This window comes from Citrobacter freundii complex sp. 2024EL-00216 (assembly GCF_043945515.1).
Taxonomy (GTDB): domain Bacteria; phylum Pseudomonadota; class Gammaproteobacteria; order Enterobacterales; family Enterobacteriaceae; genus Citrobacter; species Citrobacter portucalensis.
Genome location: NZ_JBIMRA010000009.1, coordinates 153,143 through 175,088, shown reverse-complemented (window position 1 = coordinate 175,088; position 21,946 = coordinate 153,143). Strand labels below are relative to the sequence as shown.

At 49.3% G+C, this 21,946-nt stretch carries 23 protein-coding genes and 1 pseudogene; 19 read left to right on the top strand and 5 right to left on the bottom strand.

The genetic code is table 11. From position 1 onward, the window contains the following. Positions 1-51: 51 nt before the first annotated feature. Both sbmA and ACHHZ7_RS14200 read left to right on the top strand, forming a co-directional pair. Positions 52-1,272 (top strand): peptide antibiotic transporter SbmA, encoded by a 1,221-nt coding sequence (gene sbmA / locus ACHHZ7_RS14205; protein ID WP_057067136.1) that lies wholly within the window; start codon positions 52-54, stop codon positions 1,270-1,272. Between the two features lie 14 nt (positions 1,273-1,286). Then, the gene (locus tag ACHHZ7_RS14200) at positions 1,287-2,390 is read left to right on the top strand and encodes a DUF1615 domain-containing protein (protein WP_008783898.1); all 1,104 of its coding nucleotides are present in this window, start codon (positions 1,287-1,289) and stop codon (positions 2,388-2,390) included. Here the strand turns inward: ACHHZ7_RS14200 and ACHHZ7_RS14195 are convergent. Beyond that, positions 2,375-2,698: a DUF2755 family protein gene (locus ACHHZ7_RS14195; RefSeq protein ID WP_032942507.1), complete on the bottom strand. Its 324-nt coding sequence runs from the start codon at positions 2,696-2,698 to the stop codon at positions 2,375-2,377. The genes ACHHZ7_RS14200 and ACHHZ7_RS14195 overlap by 16 nt on opposite strands. Positions 2,699-2,962: 264 nt before the next feature. On the opposite strand from ACHHZ7_RS14195, the gene ACHHZ7_RS14190 reads away from it, so the two are divergent. Continuing rightward, on the top strand, positions 2,963-3,181 hold the full coding sequence (locus ACHHZ7_RS14190) for a DUF2754 domain-containing protein (RefSeq protein ID WP_003830949.1): 219 nt from the start codon (positions 2,963-2,965) through the stop codon (positions 3,179-3,181). 23 nt (positions 3,182-3,204) lie between these two features. On the opposite strand, the gene ddlA is transcribed toward ACHHZ7_RS14190, so the two are convergent. Continuing rightward, positions 3,205-4,299: a D-alanine--D-alanine ligase gene (gene ddlA, locus ACHHZ7_RS14185; protein WP_032944316.1), complete on the bottom strand. Its 1,095-nt coding sequence runs from the start codon at positions 4,297-4,299 to the stop codon at positions 3,205-3,207. 301 nt (positions 4,300-4,600) lie between these two features. On the opposite strand from ddlA, the gene ACHHZ7_RS14180 reads away from it, so the two are divergent. From ACHHZ7_RS14180 to adrA, 5 genes are all read left to right on the top strand, one after another. Next, positions 4,601-5,797 (top strand): multidrug efflux MFS transporter, encoded by a 1,197-nt coding sequence (locus ACHHZ7_RS14180; RefSeq protein ID WP_032942508.1) that lies wholly within the window; start codon positions 4,601-4,603, stop codon positions 5,795-5,797. Positions 5,798-6,045: 248 nt separating this feature from the next. Continuing rightward, positions 6,046-6,288, top strand: a complete 243-nt coding sequence (locus ACHHZ7_RS14175) for a sigma-S stabilization anti-adapter protein IraP (protein WP_048235990.1) — start codon at positions 6,046-6,048, stop codon at positions 6,286-6,288. A 104-nt stretch (positions 6,289-6,392) separates the two neighbouring features. Further along, on the top strand, positions 6,393-7,808 hold the full coding sequence (phoA, locus tag ACHHZ7_RS14170; RefSeq protein WP_395149124.1) for an alkaline phosphatase: 1,416 nt from the start codon (positions 6,393-6,395) through the stop codon (positions 7,806-7,808). Positions 7,809-7,905: 97 nt separating this feature from the next. Next, positions 7,906-8,226 (top strand): phosphate starvation-inducible protein PsiF, encoded by a 321-nt coding sequence (gene psiF, locus ACHHZ7_RS14165; protein WP_003830956.1) that lies wholly within the window; start codon positions 7,906-7,908, stop codon positions 8,224-8,226. A 91-nt stretch (positions 8,227-8,317) separates the two neighbouring features. Then, a complete protein-coding gene (gene adrA, locus ACHHZ7_RS14160; RefSeq protein WP_123969718.1) occupies positions 8,318-9,433 on the top strand; it encodes a diguanylate cyclase AdrA in 1,116 nt (371 codons plus the stop codon). A 17-nt stretch (positions 9,434-9,450) separates the two neighbouring features. Here the strand turns inward: adrA and proC are convergent, their stop codons facing one another. Next, positions 9,451-10,260: a pyrroline-5-carboxylate reductase gene (gene proC / locus ACHHZ7_RS14155; RefSeq protein WP_003021462.1), complete on the bottom strand. Its 810-nt coding sequence runs from the start codon at positions 10,258-10,260 to the stop codon at positions 9,451-9,453. A gap of 273 nt (positions 10,261-10,533) precedes the next feature. Here proC and ACHHZ7_RS14150 point away from each other — a divergent pair, with 273 nt between their 5' ends. The 5 genes from ACHHZ7_RS14150 to ppnP all read left to right on the top strand — a co-directional run bounded on the left by ACHHZ7_RS14150 (position 10,534) and on the right by ppnP (position 13,219). Beyond that, positions 10,534-10,989: a YaiI/YqxD family protein gene (locus ACHHZ7_RS14150; RefSeq protein WP_395149123.1), complete on the top strand. Its 456-nt coding sequence runs from the start codon at positions 10,534-10,536 to the stop codon at positions 10,987-10,989. Positions 10,990-11,175: 186 nt separating this feature from the next. Continuing rightward, on the top strand, positions 11,176-11,721 hold the full coding sequence (gene aroL / locus ACHHZ7_RS14145; RefSeq protein ID WP_008783910.1) for a shikimate kinase AroL: 546 nt from the start codon (positions 11,176-11,178) through the stop codon (positions 11,719-11,721). A 26-nt stretch (positions 11,722-11,747) separates the two neighbouring features. After that, on the top strand, positions 11,748-11,939 hold the full coding sequence (yaiA, locus tag ACHHZ7_RS14140) for a protein YaiA (RefSeq protein WP_060682674.1): 192 nt from the start codon (positions 11,748-11,750) through the stop codon (positions 11,937-11,939). Between the two features lie 246 nt (positions 11,940-12,185). Beyond that, on the top strand, positions 12,186-12,863 hold the full coding sequence (locus ACHHZ7_RS14135) for an AroM family protein (RefSeq protein WP_003830963.1): 678 nt from the start codon (positions 12,186-12,188) through the stop codon (positions 12,861-12,863). 71 nt (positions 12,864-12,934) lie between these two features. Continuing rightward, complete coding sequence (gene ppnP / locus ACHHZ7_RS14130) at positions 12,935-13,219, top strand: pyrimidine/purine nucleoside phosphorylase (RefSeq protein ID WP_003021477.1); 285 nt, start codon at positions 12,935-12,937, stop codon at positions 13,217-13,219. A 50-nt stretch (positions 13,220-13,269) separates the two neighbouring features. Here ppnP and rdgC read toward each other — a convergent pair whose 3' ends face one another. After that, a complete protein-coding gene (gene rdgC, locus ACHHZ7_RS14125; RefSeq protein WP_003021479.1) occupies positions 13,270-14,181 on the bottom strand; it encodes a recombination-associated protein RdgC in 912 nt (303 codons plus the stop codon). Positions 14,182-14,272: 91 nt separating this feature from the next. Between rdgC and mak the strand changes: the two genes are divergently transcribed. Continuing rightward, a complete protein-coding gene (gene mak, locus ACHHZ7_RS14120; protein WP_060682673.1) occupies positions 14,273-15,181 on the top strand; it encodes a fructokinase in 909 nt (302 codons plus the stop codon). 27 nt (positions 15,182-15,208) lie between these two features. Here mak and araJ read toward each other — a convergent pair whose 3' ends face one another. Beyond that, a complete protein-coding gene (gene araJ / locus ACHHZ7_RS14115) occupies positions 15,209-16,381 on the bottom strand; it encodes an MFS transporter AraJ (RefSeq protein WP_060682672.1) in 1,173 nt (390 codons plus the stop codon). A gap of 549 nt (positions 16,382-16,930) precedes the next feature. Here araJ and ACHHZ7_RS14110 point away from each other — a divergent pair. The 5 genes and pseudogenes from ACHHZ7_RS14110 (at position 16,931) to ACHHZ7_RS14090 (ending at position 21,875) form a co-directional block, all read left to right on the top strand. Continuing rightward, complete coding sequence (locus tag ACHHZ7_RS14110; protein WP_079934862.1) at positions 16,931-17,488, top strand: fimbrial protein; 558 nt, start codon at positions 16,931-16,933, stop codon at positions 17,486-17,488. A 100-nt stretch (positions 17,489-17,588) separates the two neighbouring features. Then, a complete protein-coding gene (locus ACHHZ7_RS14105) occupies positions 17,589-18,311 on the top strand; it encodes a molecular chaperone (protein ID WP_225623065.1) in 723 nt (240 codons plus the stop codon). A 26-nt stretch (positions 18,312-18,337) separates the two neighbouring features. Beyond that, positions 18,338-20,523 (top strand): annotated as a pseudogene (locus tag ACHHZ7_RS14100) (fimbria/pilus outer membrane usher protein); the annotation flags it as partial. A 21-nt stretch (positions 20,524-20,544) separates the two neighbouring features. Then, positions 20,545-20,862: a FimD/PapC C-terminal domain-containing protein gene (locus ACHHZ7_RS14095; RefSeq protein WP_238937803.1), complete on the top strand. Its 318-nt coding sequence runs from the start codon at positions 20,545-20,547 to the stop codon at positions 20,860-20,862. Positions 20,863-20,876: 14 nt separating this feature from the next. Then, positions 20,877-21,875 carry a fimbrial protein gene (locus ACHHZ7_RS14090; RefSeq protein ID WP_060682669.1) on the top strand — a complete coding sequence of 333 codons (999 nt, stop codon included), beginning with the start codon at positions 20,877-20,879 and terminating at the stop codon, positions 21,873-21,875. Positions 21,876-21,946: the final 71 nt, after the last annotated feature.

The following is a 21,946-nucleotide window of genomic DNA, read 5'->3' as shown; positions in this document are numbered from 1 at the left end:
GGCAAATGCACAGCAGTCGTCATAACGATAAGAAGTTAGCAGGAGAGCACTATGTTTAAGTCTTTTTTCCCAAAGCCGGGGCCGTTCTTTATTTCGGCATTTATTTGGGCACTCGTCGCCGTTGTATTCTGGCAAGCAGGTGGGGGAGCCTGGGTTGCACATATTACCGGCGCGTCGGGAGACGTACCTATTAGCGCAGCGCGTTTCTGGTCGTTGGATTACCTGATTTTTTATGCGTACTACATTCTTTGTGTCGGGGTGTTCGCGCTGTTCTGGTTTCTCTACAGCCCACATCGCTGGCAGTACTGGTCTATTCTGGGCACATCGCTGATTATTTTTGTGACCTGGTTTCTGGTTGAAGTCGGCGTCGCCGTCAACGCCTGGTATGCGCCATTTTATGACCTGATTCAAACTGCGCTCAGCGCACCACACAAGGTGAAGATTGAGCAGTTCTATCATGAAGTGGGCGTTTTTCTCGGCATTGCGCTGATAGCCGTGGTCATTGGTGTGATGAACAACTTCTTCGTCAGCCACTATGTGTTCCGCTGGCGTACCGCGATGAACGAACACTATATGGCGCACTGGCAGCATTTGCGTCACATCGAAGGCGCAGCGCAGCGTGTGCAGGAAGACACCATGCGTTTTGCTTCTACGCTGGAAGATATGGGCGTCAGCTTTATCAACGCGATTATGACGCTGATTGCCTTCCTGCCTGTACTGGTTACGCTCTCTGCCCATGTTCCTGACCTGCCGATTGTTGGACATGTGCCTTATGGCCTGGTGATTGCCGCGATTGTCTGGTCGCTGATGGGAACCGGTTTGCTGGCCGTGGTCGGGATAAAACTTCCCGGGCTGGAGTTTAAAAACCAGCGCGTGGAAGCGGCCTATCGTAAAGAGCTGGTCTATGGCGAAGATGATGGCAACCGTGCGACGCCACCGACGGTGCGTGAACTGTTCCATGCGGTACGGCAAAACTACTTCCGTCTCTATTTTCACTATATGTACTTCAATATCGCCCGTATTCTTTACCTGCAGGTTGATAACGTTTTCGGTTTGTTCCTGCTGTTTCCGTCAATTGTTGCCGGTACGATTACGCTCGGCCTGATGACGCAAATCACCAACGTATTTGGCCAGGTGCGCGGCTCGTTCCAGTATTTGATTAACTCCTGGACAACGTTAGTGGAACTGATGTCTATTTATAAGCGTCTGCGAAGCTTTGAGCGCGAGCTTGATGGTCAGGAAATTCAGGAAGTTACCCATACTCTTAGTTAACAAAAGGAGATGTTATGTCGACGGTTTCCCGTCTTTACCCCTTGTCCGGTCTGGCAGCATTAGTGCTGGTGGGATGCAGTAGTCAACCCGCGCAGCCGCTAAAAAAAGGGGAGAAAGCCGTCGATGTGGCGAGCGTGGTGCGCCAGAAAATGCCCGCCAGCGTGAAAGACCGGGACGCGTGGGCGCAGGATTTGGCAAAGACCTTTGAAAGCCAGAAGCTGGCACCGACGGTTGAAAACATCTGTTCGGTGCTGGCGGTAGCGCAGCAGGAGTCAAACTTCCAGGCCGATCCGGCTGTTCCTGGTTTAAGCAAAATCGCCTGGAAAGAGATTGACCGTCGCGCAGAACGCATGCATATCCCGCTGTTTGTCGTGCATACCGCGCTAAAGATTAACTCGCCAACGGGGAAAAGCTACAGCGAGCGTCTGGATACGGTGAAGACGGAAAAACAGCTTAGCGCCATCTTTGATGATTTCATCAACATGGTGCCGATGGGGCAGACATTGTTCGGATCGCTTAATCCGGTACATACCGGTGGTCCAATGCAGGTCAGTATCGCGTTTGCTGAGCAGCACACCAGCGGGTATCCGTGGAAAATGGCGGGGACGGTACGTCAGGAAGTGTTTAGCCGCCGTGGTGGGTTGTGGTTCGGTACGTATCATCTGCTCAACTACCCGGCGAATTACAGTGCGCCAATCTTCCGCTTCGCCGATTTTAATGCCGGATGGTATGCCAGCCGCAATGCAGCTTTCCAGAATGCGGTCAGTAAAGCCAGTGGGGTGAAGCTGGCGATGGACGGGGATTTGATTCTCTATGGCAGCAGTGAGCCGGGCAAAACGGAGCTGGCGGTACGTAAACTGGCCGGGAAGCTAGGGATGAGCGAGAGTGAGATCCGCCAGCAACTGCAAAAAGGTGACAGCCTGGCCTTTGAAAAAACCGCATTGTACGAAAAGGTTTATAAGCTGGCGGAAGCGAAGACCGGGAAAACGTTACCCCGTGAAATGCTGCCGGGCATTCAACTGGAAAGCCCGAAGATCACGCGTAATCTGACTACCGCATGGTTTGCTAAACGGGTGGACGATCGTCGGGCGAAGTGTATGAATCAGTCATCTTTATGATGACGGTGACGCCAGCGCATGACCGCCGCTATGACGCCAAGAATCAGGCTTCCGGCCAGGAAGGGGATCAGTCCAAAGAGGGTACCGACGCCTAAACCGATTTCAACCCGCGGGCGTCCTGTCTCCTGCATTTGCAGCTGCATCAGTTCTTCATAGATGCCGGGCGCGTGGGCCAACAAATTTAAAATCTGTGCACCCGCCCAGAAGCAAAACAGCACAAATACGGCATACGCAATGTTGCCGGGCAGGGAGGAGGGATCCCGATGCTTGCCCTTAAACAGGGATTTTGAGAGCGTAAAATCAGCCATAAAGACCTCCGGAAATAACCTGCTTTTTTTGACGTAATGCCTGGAACTGAGAGTGAGTCTGACAGGTGATCGGCAATGTCAATATCAGAATGATGGTAATTTCAGGTAGAGATTATTCCTGGATTTCGGTTTTTTGTTGGCGGTCACAATTATGTAACCTTAAGTTAAACTGAGTTACATTTAAGAAATTCCGCACAGGCCACAGACGCCCTCGGGGAAATGTGCGAGGATGCCTTACTGTGTTGTATTTTCACCGGAGCTGTTATGAACCTGCCTGTAAAAATCCGCCGAGACTGGCACTACTATGCCTTCGCTATTGGGCTTATCTTTATTCTGAATGGCGTGGTGGGGTTATTAGGTTTTGAAGCGCAGGGATGGCAAACTTATGCGGTGGGGCTGGTGACCTGGGTGATTAGCTTTTGGCTGGCCGGATTAATCATCCGTCGCCGCGTTGAAGATGATGAAGCAAAGGATGCCCAATAGCTCTATCAGGCATCCTGACGGGTTTACATACTGGTTTTCAGCGCGCTATCCGCAGCATGGCGTTCCAGCGCCAGTTCGATCAGGCGAGTGATCAAATCGGTATAGCCTAAACCGCTCGCCTGCCACAGTTTCGGATACATACTGATGTTGGTAAAGCCAGGCAGCGTGTTGATCTCATTGATCACAACGTCGTTTTCAGCAGTTAAGAAGACGTCCACGCGCGCCATGCCGGCACAGCCCAGAGTCTGGTAGGCCTGAATGGCGATTTCGCGGATCTTATCGTTAATCTCTGGCGCAATTGCTGCCGGAACGACAACTTTGGCACCGTTATCGTCAATGTATTTAGTGTCGTAAGCGTAAAAATCGCTGTTCAGCACGATCTCACCACAGGTACTGGCCTGCGGATGATCGTTGCCCAGTACCGCACATTCGATCTCGCGACCTTTGATCCCTTGCTCCACAACGACTTTATGATCGAATTCAAATGCCAGCGCGACGGCCTGATCGTATTGGGCTTCGCTGGTTACTTTACTGACGCCAACGGACGATCCCTGGTTGGCCGGTTTTACAAACAGCGGCAGACCCAGGCGGGATTCCACTTCACTAAAGCTGATGCTGTTGCGATTCGCGCGAGTGAGTGTAATAAATGGCGCGATGTTTAACCCGGCATCACGCAGCAGACGTTTGGTCACGTCTTTATCCATACAGGCAGCAGAACCCAGCACATCAGAACCGACAAACGGCAGGTTCGCCACGCGCAGCATGCCCTGCAGAGAGCCATCTTCACCCAAAGTACCGTGTACGATTGGGAAAATAACATCGACCGTCGGCAGCGGTTGACCGTTTTGTGCATCGATCAACTGGTGCTCTTGTTTACCGGGTACCTGCGCCAGGCTGGTCTCAGAAGGTCGCAACGCAATATGCGCCGGATCGTTTGAATTGAGCAGATAGTTACTGGCATCGCTGACGTGCCATTGCCCTTGTTTATCAATACCTAACAGCACAACGTCAAAGCGAGTCTTGTCGATGGCATCGACAATATTTTTTGCCGATTGCAATGACACTTCATGTTCCGCTGATTTACCACCAAATACGATTCCTACCCGCAACTTTGCCATCTTAAAAACCCATTCCATGAATGCAAAGCACATACATTACCACGACAAAACGCAGGTTTCCTCGGCTTCTGGCAGATTGTTTTGGCGAATGACAGGGGATTAGAAGGGGACATACACGCAGATCGCGCGGGAAGCATAATCCCCTGTTTATTTTATGGGTTTGATGTGAGCTATATCACAAATATGATGAGCGGGAAGATAAAATCCTAAACTGTGATTTATCGCACCTGTAGACCCTTATTCGGCTAAGTAATTTGTTAAGCTGCTCGCAGTTTTCAGCTACTTATCGTTATGAGTCCTTATGGAATCCTGGAGAGTTAACCTTATTTCCGTTTGGTTCGGGTGCTTTTTTACCGGACTGGCGATTAGCCAAATCTTGCCTTTTTTACCACTCTATATCTCCCAACTGGGCGTGACCTCGCATGAAGCGCTATCAATGTGGTCCGGATTAACGTTCAGCGTCACCTTCCTGATTTCAGCCATTGTTTCTCCGATGTGGGGCAGTCTGGCCGACCGTAAAGGACGCAAGCTGATGCTGCTGCGGGCCTCACTGGGGATGGCCATTGCGATTTTGCTACAGGCATTTGCCACTAACGTCTGGCAGCTTTTTCTGCTGCGCGGGGTGATGGGGTTAACCTCCGGCTATATTCCTAATGCGATGGCACTGGTCGCGTCCCAGGTTCCACGCGAGCGCAGCGGCTGGGCGCTGAGTACGCTCTCTACGGCGCAAATTAGCGGCGTCATTGGCGGACCGCTGATGGGAGGCTTTATCGCCGATCATGTTGGCTTACGAGCGGTATTCTGTATTACCGCCGCCTTGCTGGTGGTGAGTTTTCTGGTCACACTGTTCTTGATCAAAGAGGGCGTTCGCCCGACGATTAAAAAAAGCGAACGTCTGAGTGGGAAGGCCGTGTTTGCCTCGCTTTCGCATCCAGCGTTGGTGATCAGCCTGTTTTTTACCACCATGGTGATTCAACTGTGTAACGGCTCAATTGGGCCTATTCTGGCGCTGTTTATTAAATCGATGGTCCCGGACAGTTCGAATATTGCTTTTCTCAGTGGGCTGATAGCCTCAGTACCGGGCATTTCTGCTCTGATTTCCGCGCCCCGACTTGGTAAATTAGGCGACCGTATTGGTACTGAGCGGATTTTAATGGCGACGTTAATCTTCGCGGTGGTGCTGTTTTTTGCCATGTCGTGGGTTACCACGCCGTTGCAGTTGGGAATTCTACGTTTTCTGCTCGGCTTTGCTGATGGTGCGATGTTGCCGGCGGTGCAGACGCTGTTGGTGAAATACTCCAGCGACCAGATAACCGGACGCATCTTTGGCTATAACCAGTCATTTATGTACCTTGGCAACGTCGCAGGGCCATTGATGGGGGCAACGGTTTCGGCAATGGCGGGGTTCCGTTGGGTGTTCATTGCTACAGCAAGCATTGTGCTTATCAATATCTGGCAACTGGCTATTGCGTTGCGACGTCGGCGCGGGGTTCGTTGAGTTCCTGATTAACAACGCTGCTTGTCAGCGTTGTTAATCCATAACTGTGTATTATATATTTGTGTGATTATTACTTTTCTTACCTTTTTATATTGTATCATTCTGCATCCAGACGCATTTGCCCTTATTTTGTGTTGTGATTGTTTTCGCAAATCGTTTTATTCCTTATAAAAATACAACTTTCATCCTCTAGGCAGTCGTGAGCCTTAATGATAACGTGACCCATATTTTGTTAAGGGAATAGGCAAATGAAAAACCTCGTCACTGAGTTGTTACTTAAGCTCGCGCAAAAAGAAGAAGAATCGCAAGATCTGGCGGCACAGGTCGAAACGTTAGAGCGGGTAATCATCGAAATGCTGCGCAATATGGCGTGGAACGATCGGCAAATATTTATTCGTCAAATTGAGGGGGCGCTGGCTGGCGGAAACCACATGCCCGCGTTTCTGACGAACATACATAATGCTGGCGAGTGCGTACCAAAAGCGTTGTGATCCATCTGTGGTGGGGTAACCACAAATTATCATAAAAGTGTCACATCAAATACTTATAGTCGCTTTGTTTTAATTTTACCGTATTTATACATGGAGAATATAAAGTGAAACAAAGCGCTCTGGCTATTGCCCTGTTACCTTTGCTGTTTACCCCGGTTATTAATGCAGAAACATCTACTGTAGCGGTTATGGATAATCGTGCTGCTCAGGGAGATATCACCACGCCGGGTGGCGCTCGCCGATTGTCTGCCGATCAAACGGCAGCTCTGCGCGAATCCCTGAACGATAAACCGGCCAAAAATATAATTTTACTGATTGGCGATGGGATGGGCGACTCCGAAATAACGGCAGCGCGAAATTATGCTGAAGGCGCGGGCGGCTTTTTTAAAGGTATTGATGCTTTACCGTTGACCGGACAATACACACATTATGCGTTGGATAAGAAAACGGGCAAGCCCGATTATGTGACAGATTCAGCAGCATCTGCGACAGCATGGACAACCGGCGTGAAGACCTATAACGGGGCGCTGGGTGTGGATATTCATGAAAAAGATCACACCACGATTCTGGAAATGGCCAAAGCGGCAGGTCTGGCGACAGGCAACGTTTCCACGGCTGAATTGCAGGATGCCACGCCGGCCGCACTGGTTGCCCATGTCACTTCGCGTAAATGCTATGGTCCGAGCGTGACGGCTGAAAAATGCCCGACGAACGCGCTGGAAAAAGGCGGTAAAGGGTCAATTACCGAACAATTATTGAATGCTCGTGCGGATGTTACGTTAGGCGGCGGAGCAAAGACTTTTACTGAAACCGCTACGGCAGGTGAGTGGCAGGGTAAAACGCTGCGAGAACAAGCCCAGGCCCGTGGTTACCAGATGGTGAGTGATGCCGCGACGCTGGCGGCTGTTAGCGAAGCGAATCAGGATAAACCGCTGTTGGGTCTGTTCTCAGACTGTAATATGCCAGTGCGTTGGGAAGGGCCGAAAGCGTCTTATCACGGCAACCTGGATAAGCCGGTAGTGACCTGTACGCCAAATCCAAAACGTAACGACAGCGTGCCAACGCTGGCGCAGATGACGGATAAAGCGATTGAGCTGTTAAGCAAAAATGAGAAAGGTTTCTTCCTGCAAGTAGAAGGCGCGTCAATCGACAAACAAGATCATGCCGCTAACCCGTGTGGACAAATTGGTGAAACGGTCGATCTGGATGAAGCGGTGCAGCGTGCACTTGCCTTTGCGAAGAAAGATGGCAACACCCTGGTTGTGGTAACCGCTGACCACGCGCATGCCAGCCAGATTGTCGCACCGGATACCAAAGCACCAGGTTTGACGCAGGCGCTGAACACTAAAGATGGCGCGGTGATGGTCATTAGCTATGGCAACTCTGAAGAAGAGTCCCAGGAGCACACCGGCAGCCAACTGCGTATTGCAGCCTATGGCCCTCATGCGGCGAATGTGGTTGGCCTGACCGATCAAACCGATCTGTTTTACACCATGAAAGCGGCGTTAGGACTGAAATAAGCTGATACCCGGCGGCAATACTTTTGCCGTCGGGTGGTTTTTTTATCGTTAGCAGCCAAACTTACCTGTGTGTCGTCGTTCAGAAAAGGATGGTGCTATGAAAATTACATTATTAATGACGTTACTTTTTGGTCTGATTTTTTTAACTACCGTCGGTGCTGCCGAGAAGACGTTAACCCCGCAACAACAGCGTATGACCACCTGCAATCAGCAGGCCACGGCGCAGACCTTAAAAGGGGATGCGCGTAAGACCTATATGAGTGATTGCCTGAAAAACAGTAAATCTGCGCCTGAGGAAAAGAGCCTGACGCCGCAGCAACAGAAAATGCGTGAATGCAACGTCAAGGCGACGGAACAGTCTCTGAAAGGCGATGATCGTAATAAGTTTATGAGCGCTTGCCTGAAAAAATCTGCTTAGCACTTCCGGGTGAGCAGGTAAAATCGCTCACCCGAAATATCATACTTCCGCCACCAGACCCCTTCCTATAATTTGGGAAATTTGTTTCAGAATATTCCCAAATACGATGAATGATGAAAACTTTTATCAAAAGAAGGTCGTCCCGAATGAAGCATTTATATTGCTTCATCAAAATGACCACCAACGTTCCGGTCTGCGATTTGCCCGACGAATCAGGCTGCCGCGAGCGGTGGGACTGGGGGGAATGTTTTTCCCTATCGCGTCGGTATTAGTTTCTCAGCCAATAACCGGAGGCTGGTGGCTTTTGCTGGTGGGATGGGCGTTTGTCTGGCCGCATCTGGCATGGCAATTGGCAAGTAAAGCTATCGATCCACTGCATAGCGAATATACCAACTTAAAAACCGATGCCATTCTCGCCGGGATGTGGATGGGGATTATGGGGATAAACTTGCTGCCATCCACGGCGCTGTTGATGATTATCTGTATCAACCTGATGGGCGCAGGGGGTATGCGTGTCTTCATCGCAGGCGCCGTGTTGATGGTGGTTTCCTGCCTGGTGACGTTACAGTTAACGGATATTCCCGTGGCTTTTAGCAGTACGCAACTGAGTGTGCTGCTGTCGCTGCCGGTGTTAGTGGTTTACCCGTTGCTGTTTGCCTGGGTGAGTTACCAGACGCTCATCAGGCTGGCAGAACATAAACGTCGCTTACAGGTTATGAGTACGCGAGATGGGATGACCGGGGTTTATAACCGACGTCATTGGGAACTGTTGCTGCGGAATGAATTTGATAATTGCCGCCGCCATCAACGTGATGCCACGCTCCTTATCATCGATATCGACCATTTTAAGAGTATCAATGATACCTGGGGCCATGACGTTGGGGATCAGGCCATTGTTGCACTGACCCGCCAGTTACAGATGACCTTACGCGGTAGCGATGTGATTGGTCGCTTTGGCGGTGATGAGTTTGCGGTAATCATGTGTGGCACGTCTGCGAGCAGCGCGATTGCAGCGATGTCTCGTGTTCACGAACGGCTTACCCAACTGCGTTTATCTTGCGCGCCGCAGGTTGACCTGCGCATTAGCGTGGGCGTTGCGCCGCTGACGTCTGAAACTGAACACTATCGAGAATGGTTAAAATCAGCAGATATGGCTCTCTACAAAGCAAAGAATTCCGGACGTAACCGCACTGAAGCGGCGGCCTGACGTCCGGCGGTGTTAACTCAGGAGCGGCTGAGTTTTTCCGACTGCTCCATGCACTTAATCATCGCTTCAATCACCGATGAACGGAAACCGCGTTCTTCCAGGACGCGTACCGCCTCAATGGTGGTTCCACCTGGCGAGCACACCATATCCTTCAATTCGCCAGGATGTTTACCCGTTTCCAGAACCATCTTCGCCGAACCCATTACCGCTTGTGCTGCAAATTTATAAGCCTGTGCGCGGGGCATCCCCCCCTGAACGGCGGCATCTGCCATCGCTTCGATAAACATAAATACATAGGCCGGTGCTGAACCGCTGACGCCAACGACCGGATGAATCATTGCCTCCGCAATGACTTCAGCTTCGCCAAAGCAGCGGAAGATATTGAGCACGTCGGCCGTATCTTCCGGCGTGACTAAGGCGTTTGGCGTGACGGAGGTCATTCCGGCGTTCACCAGCGATGGCGTGTTTGGCATCGCGCGAATGATTTTACGGTCATGACCCAGCGCGCGGGCAAGTTGATCGAGGGTAACACCGGCGGCAATCGAGACGACAAGGGAATCTTTGTTCAGGCTGGAGGTAATTTCGCTCAGCACCTTAATCATGATGCCTGGTTTTACGGCCCCAAAAACAATATCAGCGATCTGCGCGACTTCTTGTGCAGACTGCGCCGCATTAATGCCGTACTGGTCGTGCAGCGCGGCGACCTTATCGGGGGAAGGGGTGTAGACCCAGATTTGTCCGGGGAGAACCTGACCGCTGGCGATCATGCCGCCAAGAATGGCTTTGCCCATATTACCGCAGCCGATAAAACCAATTTTCTTGTCCATCTTGTCACTCCCTATGGATGATATTCATTGTTTTATACCCGTCATACTTCAAGTTGCATGTGCGTTGGCTGCGTTCGCTCACCCGAATCACTTACCAGAGTAAGCTCATCCGGACTCATTCTCTTGCCGCCTGCCTGCAACCCGAATTATTTAGGGTAAATCTGGGAAAGCTAAGCTTAGCGCGGAATGAATATGTTCAGAAGGAGAAACAGCACTTTGCCTGAAAGTAAAAGCACGCGACAATGTGCGACAGCACACCAGTGGGGAGAAGTTATGACAATATGGGTGGATGCCGATGCGTGTCCGAATGTGATTAAAGACATTTTGTACCGCGCCTCTGAGCGCATGCAAATGCCGCTTGTTTTGGTGGCCAACCAAAGCCTGCGCGTCCCGCCTTCGCGTTTCATCAACACATTACGTGTGCCTGCGGGCTTTGAAGTGGCTGATAACGAGATTGTGCGTCAGTGCAGCGCCGGTGATTTAGTGATAACGGCAGATATTCCGCTGGCGGCTGAAGTGATTGAAAAAGGTGCGGCGGCGCTTAACCCGCGCGGCGAACGCTATACCGAAGCCACGATCCGCGAGCGTCTGATGATGCGTGATTTTATGGATACACTGCGAACCAGCGGTATCCAGACCGGGGGGCCGGACAGCCTTTCGCCCCGCGACAGACAGCATTTTGCGGCTGAACTGGATAAGTGGTGGCTGGAAGTTCAGCGTAGAAAATAGGGTGTGTAATTTATTATTTACACTTTATTCATTGTGAATTCTTGTTATAGTAGGGGTTAACTCATCTCACCATTCCTTCTGTAATTTTTTCTTTACAGTTTTGGCGATGTACTAGTTTGATGATATGATTATATTTTTAACCGCATCAGATCCCGCTTGTTGGCGGCTCTCTGGGGAAATTCTGTGATGACGCAACCTCTTTTTCTTGTTGGCCCCCGGGGGTGTGGTAAGACGACAACCGGTATGGCGCTGGCAAAGGCTATTGATTTCCAGTTCGTTGATACCGATCGCTGGTTGCAATCGCACGTGCAAATGACCGTGGCGGAAATCGTCGAAAGAGAAGGATGGGAAGGGTTTCGTGCCCAGGAAACGACCGCTCTGCAGGCTGTCACCGCTCCTGCCACGGTTGTTGCGACCGGCGGCGGTATCATTCTTACCGAATTTAATCGTCATTACATGCGCAGCCACGGCGTGGTTATCTATCTAAGCGCACCGGTATCGGTACTGGTTGATCGTCTGGAGGCCACGCCTGAAGAAGGATTACGACCGACTCTAACCGGCAAACCGTTGACCGAAGAGGTTCAGGAAGTGCTCGCCCAGCGTGATGTTCTGTATCGTGAGGCTGCGCACTATATCGTTGATGCCACCAATCCGCCTTCGCAGGTAGTGGAAGACATTCTTGGGATACTGGCGCAGGCAGCGCCACGGTTGCAGGGCGGTGTCTATACTTAATGTTCATCCAGTGAAAAGGAAGAACTATGCCGACACAACCACCTTACCCACGTCAAGCGATGATTGTTACGGTTGAAAAAGGGACGCCAGGCCAGACGGTAACCTGGTATCAACTTCGTGCCGATCACCCTAAACCGAATTCGTTGATCAGTGAGCATCCTTCAGCTCAGGAAGCGATGGATGCTAAAAAACGCTACGAAGACCCCGATAAAACCTGATATGAAGACCGCTCTGGCACGAGTCTTAAAAGTGCCAGTCCGGGCGTACATCACATTATTTTAAATTTCGCCGTATACAGTAAAAATTGAAAATTAAACAATAACAATCCAGTACTGGAATGATCTGGAATCTTTACACAATACACCGCCGATCTACTGCTACGCTTTTGAGCATTTGTAGCACAGGTCAGCGCCCGGCACTTATCCGGGATTTCACAGCAAAGTAAGAAGACGGTGGAGCAACAAATGAGTACGTCGTTGGCTATCCTCACGATTGGCGTTGTGCCGATGTGTGAGATGTTACCGCTCCTGACGGAATATATTGATGAACAGCACATTACTCACCACAGTCTGCTGGGGCAGATGCAGCGAGAAGATGTGATGGCTGAGTACGGAGCTTCACCCGGTGACGAGCTGTTATTAACGCTGCTTAGCGACCACCAACTTGCTCATGTCTCACGTCAAAAAGTGGAACGCTCGCTGCAAAGCATTGTGGAGGTTCTCGATAATCAGGGATTTGATGTGATCCTGCTGATGAGTACCGCCTCAATTACCCGTCTGACCGCCCGCAATAGTATCTTGTTGGAACCTATACGCATTATTCCCCCGTTAGTGGCTTCGATTGTTGAAGGGCATCAGGTTGGGGTCATTGTACCTGTTGCTGAATTGCTCAAAGCCCAGACACAAAAGTGGCAGGTGTTACAAACTCCGCCAGTGTACGCCGTGGCGAATCCAGTAGAAGGTTCTGAACAACAGCTGATTGATGCCGGGAAATATCTCCTTGAGCAAGGTGCTGATGTTCTTATGCTGGACTGCTTGGGGTTTCATCAACGTCATCGTGATTTACTGCAAAAGTCGCTGGATGTCCCGGTTCTGCTGTCCAATGTGTTGATTGCCCGACTGGCTTCGGAATTGCTGGCGTAATTTTGCGTGACAGGTGGAACGTCAGCCCCCTATATTGGTTCCTAACTTAATCACGAGATAGGGCCAGTTGTATGCTTCAAAGTAATGAATACTTTTCCGGCAAAGTAAAATCGATCGGTTTTACCAGCAGCAGTACTGGCCGCGCCAGTGTAGGCGTGATGGCTGAAGGTGAATATACCTTTGGTACTGCGGCACCTGAAGAGATGACGGTAGTTAGTGGCGCACTGAACGTGCTGCTGCCAGGGGAAACCGAGTGGAAAGTGTATGCCGCAGGAGACGTGTTTAACGTACCGGGCAACAGCGAGTTTCATCTGCAGGTAGCAGAGCCAACATCCTATCTTTGCCGTTACCTGTAAGCGTAAAAATGACGAATGGCGATATTGAGTCGCCATTCGCTAAACACGGCTTAACGTTGCGCTTCGCCGCCTAATCCTTCCACCAGACTTTTAATCAGCGCCGCCAGTTCGCCTGTCATCAGGATGAAATCGGCATCAAAACGCTGAGCATAATCTTCGCGGTCGATATCTTCATTCTGATCGCGCAGCTCGTCGCTGAACTTCAGGCGCTTAATGGAGCCGTCGTCACACATAACGAACTGAATGCGCTGCTGCCAGTCGAGGGCCAGCTTAGTGACCAGTTTGCCCGCTTCGATATGCACGGCGATTTCGTCGCAGACCAGATCCTGCTTTTTCGCGCGGATCACACCGCCGTCTTCAAGGATCGCTTTCAGTTCAGCTTCATCCAGCAGTTGGAAGCCCTGCGCCGTGGTGCCGGAGCGAACCCATTCGGTCAGCGTCAGCTCAATAGGGTTTTCCATCGTCAGCGGAACGACCGGCAGCGAACCGAGACTCTTACGCAGCAGCGCCAGCGTATCTTCGGCTTTTTTCGCGCTCGCACAATCAACCATGATCAGATCGTTGACGGTATCGATCCACATCATTGTCTGGCTGAAGCGGCTAAAGGCGCGCGGCAGCAATGAGTGCAGAACTTCATCTTTCAGCGAGTCTTTTTCGGTCTTCTTAAGTTTGCGACCTTGCTCAGCTTCCAGTTTGAATATTTTGGCTTCCAGCGCCTGTTTGATAACCGGCGACGGCAGAATTTTTTCTTCTTTGCGGGCGCAGATAATAATTTGGCCATTGGCGGTATGCGTTAATGCATCGCTGTGCGATCCCATCGGCGGAACCCAGCCCATTTTTGCCATATCCTGGCTACCGCAAGGGGTGAACGTCATTGATGCCAGCTGTTTTTCCATCTCTTCGGCTCGCAAAGAAACATCGCGGCTAAGACGGTAAACCATTAAATTTTTGAACCACAGCATGATAATTTCCACGGCCTTGTCGTTAAATCCAGCGGGCATGATAGCGAATTGTCGCTATGCTTGCATTGTTAATCGGGAAGAGGAGCAAACAGTGCGTATAGGTATCGATTTGGGCGGTACGAAAACGGAAGTTATTGCGCTTGGCGATGCGGGTGAGCAGCTTTTTCGCCATCGCCTGCCCACGCCGCGTGATGATTATCGGCAAACGATAGAAACCATCGCCACGCTGGTGGAGATGGCGGAAAACGCCACCAGACAGACGGGAACCGTGGGAATGGGCATTCCAGGTTCAATCTCGCCTTACACCGGGGTGGTAAAGAATGCCAACTCGACCTGGCTTAACGGACAACCTTTTGACAAAGACCTGAGTTCGCGTCTGAATCGTGAAGTGCGGTTGGCAAATGATGCCAACTGTCTGGCGGTTTCAGAAGCGGTGGATGGTGCGGCGGCCGGGGCGCAAACCGTGTTTGCGGTGATTATCGGCACTGGATGTGGCGCAGGCGTGGCACTGAATGGTCGGGCGCACACGGGCGGTAACGGTACCGCGGGCGAGTGGGGGCATAATCCGCTGCCATGGATGGACGAAGATGAGCTGCGTTTCCGACAGGAAGTCCCCTGTTATTGCGGTAAACAAGGCTGCATTGAAACCTTCATTTCCGGGACCGGCTTTGCCACCGACTACCAGCGTCTGAGCGGTAAGCAGCTCAAAGGCAATGAAATTATCAGTCTTGTTACTGCGCAGGATGCTCTTGCGGAGCAGGCGTTGAGCCGCTATGAGCGTCGTCTGGCGAAATCACTGGCACATGTGGTGAATATTCTCGATCCGGACGTCATTGTGCTGGGGGGCGGAATGAGCAATGTCGACCGATTGTATCAAAACGTTCCGACGTTGATTAAGCAGTTTGTCTTTGGCGGCGAATGCGAAACGCCTCTACGCAAGGCGCTACACGGGGATTCCAGCGGTGTACGCGGTGCGGCCTGGCTGTGGCCGCAGGAGTAAGGTTCGCGTAGCCGGGTAGCGCAGATGCTATCCGGCAGCGTGTGTCATCTGGGGTACTGCGCGCTTCAGGCGACCGTACAGCAACAGTGACGACATCGCAGAAAACGACAGCAGTGCCGCCGGCAGCGTCACGTAGTTGTAGGCAAAGCCCAGCGTCAGCATCATGCCACCGCTGTAGGCGCCAATCGCGCTGCCGAGGTTAAAGGCAATTTGCCCGCCAGCCGCACCCAGCAGCTCCCCTCCTTTAGCATTTTGCAGCAATAAAATTTGCAGCGGTGCCGACAGGGCAAACAGGCCCGCGCAGCAAATAAAGGCGAAGGTCAGCGACGTGGCTTTGATCCCACCAAAGGCAAAGAGTAACAGCAGAGCCAGCACAATCACGAAGTCGGTTATCACCGCAATGCGCAGCGGCGTATAGCGACCAGACAGCCGACCGCTCAGCAGATTTCCCAACACCATTCCTAATCCTACCAGCATCATGATGAAGGTCATCAGCGCTTCGGAAAAGCCGGAGATGAACATCATGTATGGTTTGACATAGCTGAACCAGGCGAAAACCCCGGCGTTACCAAACATGGTGGCGGAGAAAATGAGCCACGGGGCGGGGCTTTTCAAAAAGTGAAATTGTTCGCGCAGGTTTCCTTTTGCTTCATCGCTGATGTTGGGTACCCAAAAAGCGACCGAGACCATCACGGCGATATTAAAGACGGCAATCAGCAGGAACGTATAGCGCCAGCTAAATTCCTGACTCAGCCAGGTGCCGACGGGAATGCCAACCAGATTGGCAACGGTCATACCCGAAATCATGCCCGCAACGGCGGCGGTGACTTTTCCCGGGCGGGCGAGCTTCGACAGGATAATTGCGCCAACGCCAAAAAATGCGCCGTGCGGGAAGCCTGAAACCAGCCTGCCCACCGCCAGCATAAAATACGAGGAGGAGAGGGTGAAAATGGCGTTGCCAATCACACACAGCGTGACCAGAAATAGCAGAATATGCTTGAGCGAAAAGCGGCTGGAAAAGAGTGCAATAATGGGCGCGCCAAGCACCACGCCAAAGGCGTAAAACGAAATCATATGGCCAGCGGCAGGAATGGAAATTCCCACGTCCCGCGCCAATTCGGTGAGTACACCCATGATGCCAAACTCGGCCATGCCCAGCCCAAACGTCCCCAGGGCTAAAGAGAAAATGACTTTTTTCATACCACCTGTCATACACAGCAACAACAGCTAAGTAGGGCTAATGCTATCATATTTGTGAAGTCTGAACGAACGATTGCAATTATTCTTGAAAGCAATTATTTGCATGTTAGATGCCGATAACATACGGACTCGGAATTGTAGTCTTTTCAATATATAAAACACACTAAAATAATAATTTATTGATGGGCGATTTCTGGTTGGGAATGGATTATTGTATTCATAGCGTATATGAATCAATAGTGATTTATTTTTTATATATAAAGCGCATAGCTATATATTATTTAAATATTGTTTTTCTTTGTGCGATTAATTTATTTTAACTTACTGTTTTATAATGGTATTGTTTTTTGTCTTTGTGCTATTGATGAAATAAAAATCATATTATATTATATATGCCGACCACAATATCCATTGGGTTAGAACGCATAAGATTCTATCTTTCGGACCTCTTCTGAGGACTGTTTGGGATTTTTATATGCAAAAGTCTTTGGCGGAAATTTCAGAGGCAGCATTCGAAAGATAATAAAATTTATTATAGGGAAATTTCACATGAAAAAGAAAGTACTCCTTTCTGCCTCTTTGTTGCTTGTTGCGGCTATCAATGTTGCGCATGCGGCAGACTTAACTGATGACCAGGGCACCGTCACTTTTACCGGTACTATTATTAACCCACCTTGCCAGGTTGATACAGACAGCGAAGATGTTCAGGTACCCTTTACCCCGCTGGGGACGAACGCCTTTGCTGGTATTGGCGAAGAAGCGTCTCAGGTTCAGCCATTTGCAATTAAATTGACTAAGTGCCCGGCAAATACTGTGGTAAACCTGACCTTTGCAGGTGATACCGCAACGGAAAATACGCAGCTGAAAGCGCTTACTGGCGGCGTTGATACCGGTGTTGGTATTGTGGTTTATGGCGCTGATGCCAGCAATGATAAAGTCGTTTTTAACGACGAAGCGAACTCTGCTTTTGCTCAAACGACCGGGGCAAGCGAAGAAAATGACCTGACGTTTAACTTCACATCAAAAGTTGTGGCAACCGTTGATCCGGCGAGTATCAAAGGCGGCGAGTTTGCCGCAACCACAACCTATACCATTTACTATCCATAAGGGATGTAGAGTGGGAGTGATGTAAGTCCAGACAGGATATGCCATAGGATAATCAGGGTATGTCCTGTAATTCTTTTCGAGATTTAGCCATAAGGGATGAATGATGAATCTCAACATTTCTGGTTTGCTGTTTTCAGCAATATTCATTCTTTTTCAAAACGCTGCTTCGGCGGGGGTGCAAATTAGCAATACGCGTATTATTTATCCTGGAGATGTAGATGAAGTTCAGGCAACGGTAAAAAATACGGGTAATGGAAATCAGCTTGTTCAGGCATGGGTTGATAACTTCGATAAGAATGATAAAAGTAAGCCTCCTCTTATTATTACTCCTCCGTTATTTAAACTTATTGGCGGACAGACAAATATCCTGCATTTTATCTCAGTCGATAAAAATGGCATCCTGACAAAAGATCGTGAACAAATTTTTTGGGCTAATATCAAGTCTATCGAAGCGACGCCTAAAGTGTTAGTACAACAAAGTAAGCTACAATTGGCTACCCGCAGTCGTATTAAGCTGATATGGCGACCAAAGGGATTAAATAAAAGCGACGCGCAAGAAGCATACAAAAGCCTGATATTTTCGGTTTCAGGTGGACGTTTGGCTGTGGATAACCCGACGGCATACTATATTTCTTTGCATAATATGACCGTTGACGGCAAAGAGGTAAAGCCGCCGAAAGATACGCTTTCTGCTGTGTCTATGATGATTTCACCCTATTCAAAAATGATCTATTCCCTACCGGGTGGGAACGCTAAGTCTGTTCGGTGGAGCGCAATTGACGACTACGGTAATGCCACTTCCGAACAGGAAAAGTCACTTTAAATTCGGCGGATAAGGATATCCACAATATGCGGCCTATCAATAATTATCATGAAATTCTCTCATTGAAATTATCAGCTATTGCCGCCGCATTGATGTTGTGTAGTCCGTTTTGTATCGCTGAATCACAAGTTGCTGATGATGAGTTTAATATTGATGCGCTACGTTTTGATTCCCCAATAGACAGCGCAGAGGCGATCCGTACTTTTTTAGACGATAATGCACTTGCACCAGGCGTCTACCTCAGTTCTGTTTATTTTAATAATCATTTTGTTGAAAAAAAGAATGTGACGTATGTGCTTAATGAAGCCCATACCGCACTCATTCCCGTGTTAAAAAAATCAGAACTGGCCGCCTATGGCGTCAATGTCAGCAAAATGCCATTGATGAAAATGATGTCTGATGACGCCACGGTTGATGATATCGGACGTTACATTGAAGAGGCTTCCTGGACTTTCTCCACTCAGCAACAACGGCTGGATATTCGTGTTCCGCAAGTTGCTGTTAATCAGGAAGTGCAGGGGTATATCGACCCTGATAATTGGGATGATGGGATACCTGCTGCACTGTTGGGTTATTACTATAGCGGCTCTAAAACACACTACAGCTCTCAGGGCTCGTCAACACAAAATTACCTGAGTTTAAACAGTGGACTGAATGTAGGGCCGTGGCGCATACGAAACAATGGAAATTACCAAAGCGGAGATGGTTGGGAAAACATTTCGACGTATATTCAGCGGGATATAAAGCGCCTGCGTAGCCAACTGACGCTCGGCGATAGCTCTACTGCGGGAGATATTTTTGACAGCCTTCCGATTCGTGGTATTCGTCTGCAAACAGATACCGCTATGCTGCCCTATAGCCAACAAGGGTTTGCGCCGGTGATTCGGGGGATTGCGAAAAGCGATGCTAAGGTGACCATTAAGCAAAATGGCTACACTCTCTATCAAACCTATGTCAGCGCAGGGGCGTTTGAAATTACGGATGTACCGCAGGTATCTTCCGGCAGTGATTTCGATATAACAATCACGGAGGCTGATGGGAGTGAGCGTAGCTTCGTTCAGACGTCGTCTTCTTTACCTATCATGCAGCGACAGGGGGCATTGCAATATAGCGTTGCCGCCGGGCATTACCAAAATAATGATACATCAGAGGATCCTAATCTGGTCGAAGCGCAACTTATCTATGGGTTGCCTTATGGTTTACCGTGTATAGCGGCGTGTTGGGCAGTGATTTTTATCGTTCCGCGGCATTAGGTTTTGGTATCGATCTTCATGATTTTGGCGCGTTTTCGTTTGATGCCACAACGGCCAGAAGCGAAGTGGCTGATAACGTCTGGCAGGGGATGTCTTATCGTGCCCAGTATGCGAAGAATATCGATACGACCAACACCAATCTTACGCTTGCGAGTTATCGTTACTCTACCCGTAATTTTTATACGTTTACGGAAACGTTAAATAACCGAACTAACGCTATTGATGACGACAGTTTTTATGCTTATCGCAATACCAATAACCGTCGTAGCCGCTTTCAGGTAAATATCAGCCAGAGCCTGAATGAGCTAGGTTCTTTCTATCTCTCCGGTTATCAGCAAGATTACTGGGGGCTGGCGGGTTATGAGCGCACGGTTTCTGTCGGTTATAACCAGAACTGGGAACGGATCCGATTTATGCTCAACTATTCGTTGACGCAAACGCCAACCTCACATCGAGATGAGCAGGTTTCATTTACTGTCAGTATTCCCTTAGATAAATGGTTACCCAGTGCCTGGGCGAATTATACTTATACAGATAACCGTCATCGTAGTCAGCAACATCTGATTGGGATCAGTGGTACTGCATTGCAGGATGATAACCTCAATTATAATCTCCAGCAGTCCTGGGGGAATAATGGAATGGGGGAGAATGGAAGTATGAATGCCACCTGGCAAGGCTCATTTGGCTCTGTTTCTGGTGGGTACAATTATGACAACAACAGCAGGCAAGTGAATTATAAGTTACAAGGTGGGATTATCGGCCATGCTGGCGGGTTTACTTTAGCACAGTCGCTACCTGAAACGGTGACCTTAGTCGATGCCGACGATGGGCCTGATATTAAAGTAGAAAACAGTACCGGCGTATATACTGATTCCTATGGCTACGCTGTTATTCCATATGCCTCACCCTATCGAACGAATAACATTATATTGAATACGGCAAGTAACCCGCAGGTTGATATTGAGGAGCCCGTCAAACAGGTGATTCCTTCGCGTGGTGCGGTCACACTGGCAACATTTTCTGCACGCACCGGTATACGTGTTTTGTTAACGCTACAACATAATGGAAATAACGTTCCTTTCGGCGCGCTTGCGGCATTGGCAGGGGAAAACGAAAAAAATTATGCCAGTATCGTGGGTGATAACGGACAGGTTTATTTAACCGGTGTATCGGCAGGCGATCGCGTTATGGTGAAGTGGGGTGAGAAAGCAACACAGCAGTGTACCGCGCAGATTGCTATTCCTGCCGATGAACTTACCAACAAAACCGTTGCTATATTAGCGGCAGAGTGTAAATAAAGGTGAAAGTGATAATGATATCCTTCATTAGGTATGTGATTGTATTTTTTGTACTAAACTGGTCAGTGGTAAGTTATGCTTCATGTTATTATAAAAATGATACGACAGCTGCAACCTATACGGTCACCGTTCCGACTATTAACGCTCAGCGCGATGTCCCTGCAGGAACTGTCCTATGGGATAGCGGTTATCTTAGTGCTCCAAATCAATCGGATATATTTTGTAATGGGGTGCACCCAATCTATCGTGGATATGATGACTCATCATTGACGCTGGTAAATGGTGTTGAAGAATATGTTTATCAGACGAATAATCCAGGCATTGGGATTAAAATTTGGTGGTTGTCTGTTGATAGTGGCAAAAGCTACTCACCAAGTGATGCCCGTATTTTTTATTCTCCGGCAAAGGCCGAGGGTAATAAAACATGTAAGGGGTGTGAATACACAAATGTATCGGCAATGTTTGAGGTGCGATTAATCTCAACCGGGCAACCTATTACAGATACTCCCTTGCAATTATCACGATTTAGTGCTTCCCGAATATATGAATCCGCCGCCCAACTTCATATTAACTTTACCGATGCAGATGTGGTAGTTAACAGTGCCAGTTGTGTACTTAATAGTAAGAATATTTCTGTTAATTTGGGGCGTTACTTTAAAACTGTCAGCCTGAATAACCCGGGTGATACTGGTGATGCGGTTGATTTTAAAATTGATTTGACGTGCGATCAGGATACCAATGTCAATGTATTATTTTCTGGTACAACGGCAGCAGGCGATAGCACTATTCTGACATTAAATGATCTTGATTCTCCGACGTCTGCGCAAGGTGTCGGTGTACAAATTTTATATAACGATCGGTTAGTGAATTTTGGCGAGCTCCTGTCCACGATAAAAAATGGTGCAGAAGGGAGCGTCGCTCTGCCGTTTAAAGCTCACGTCATACGTTTAAATGAGAACTTGCGGGCCGGCGAAATCAACGCCACGGCGACCTTTGATATGATTTACCGCTAGCGGTTATTTTTTAAGCGTAAGAATAATATGCAGGGAATGATATTGCCGATCTTGTCGGCAATATCAATACG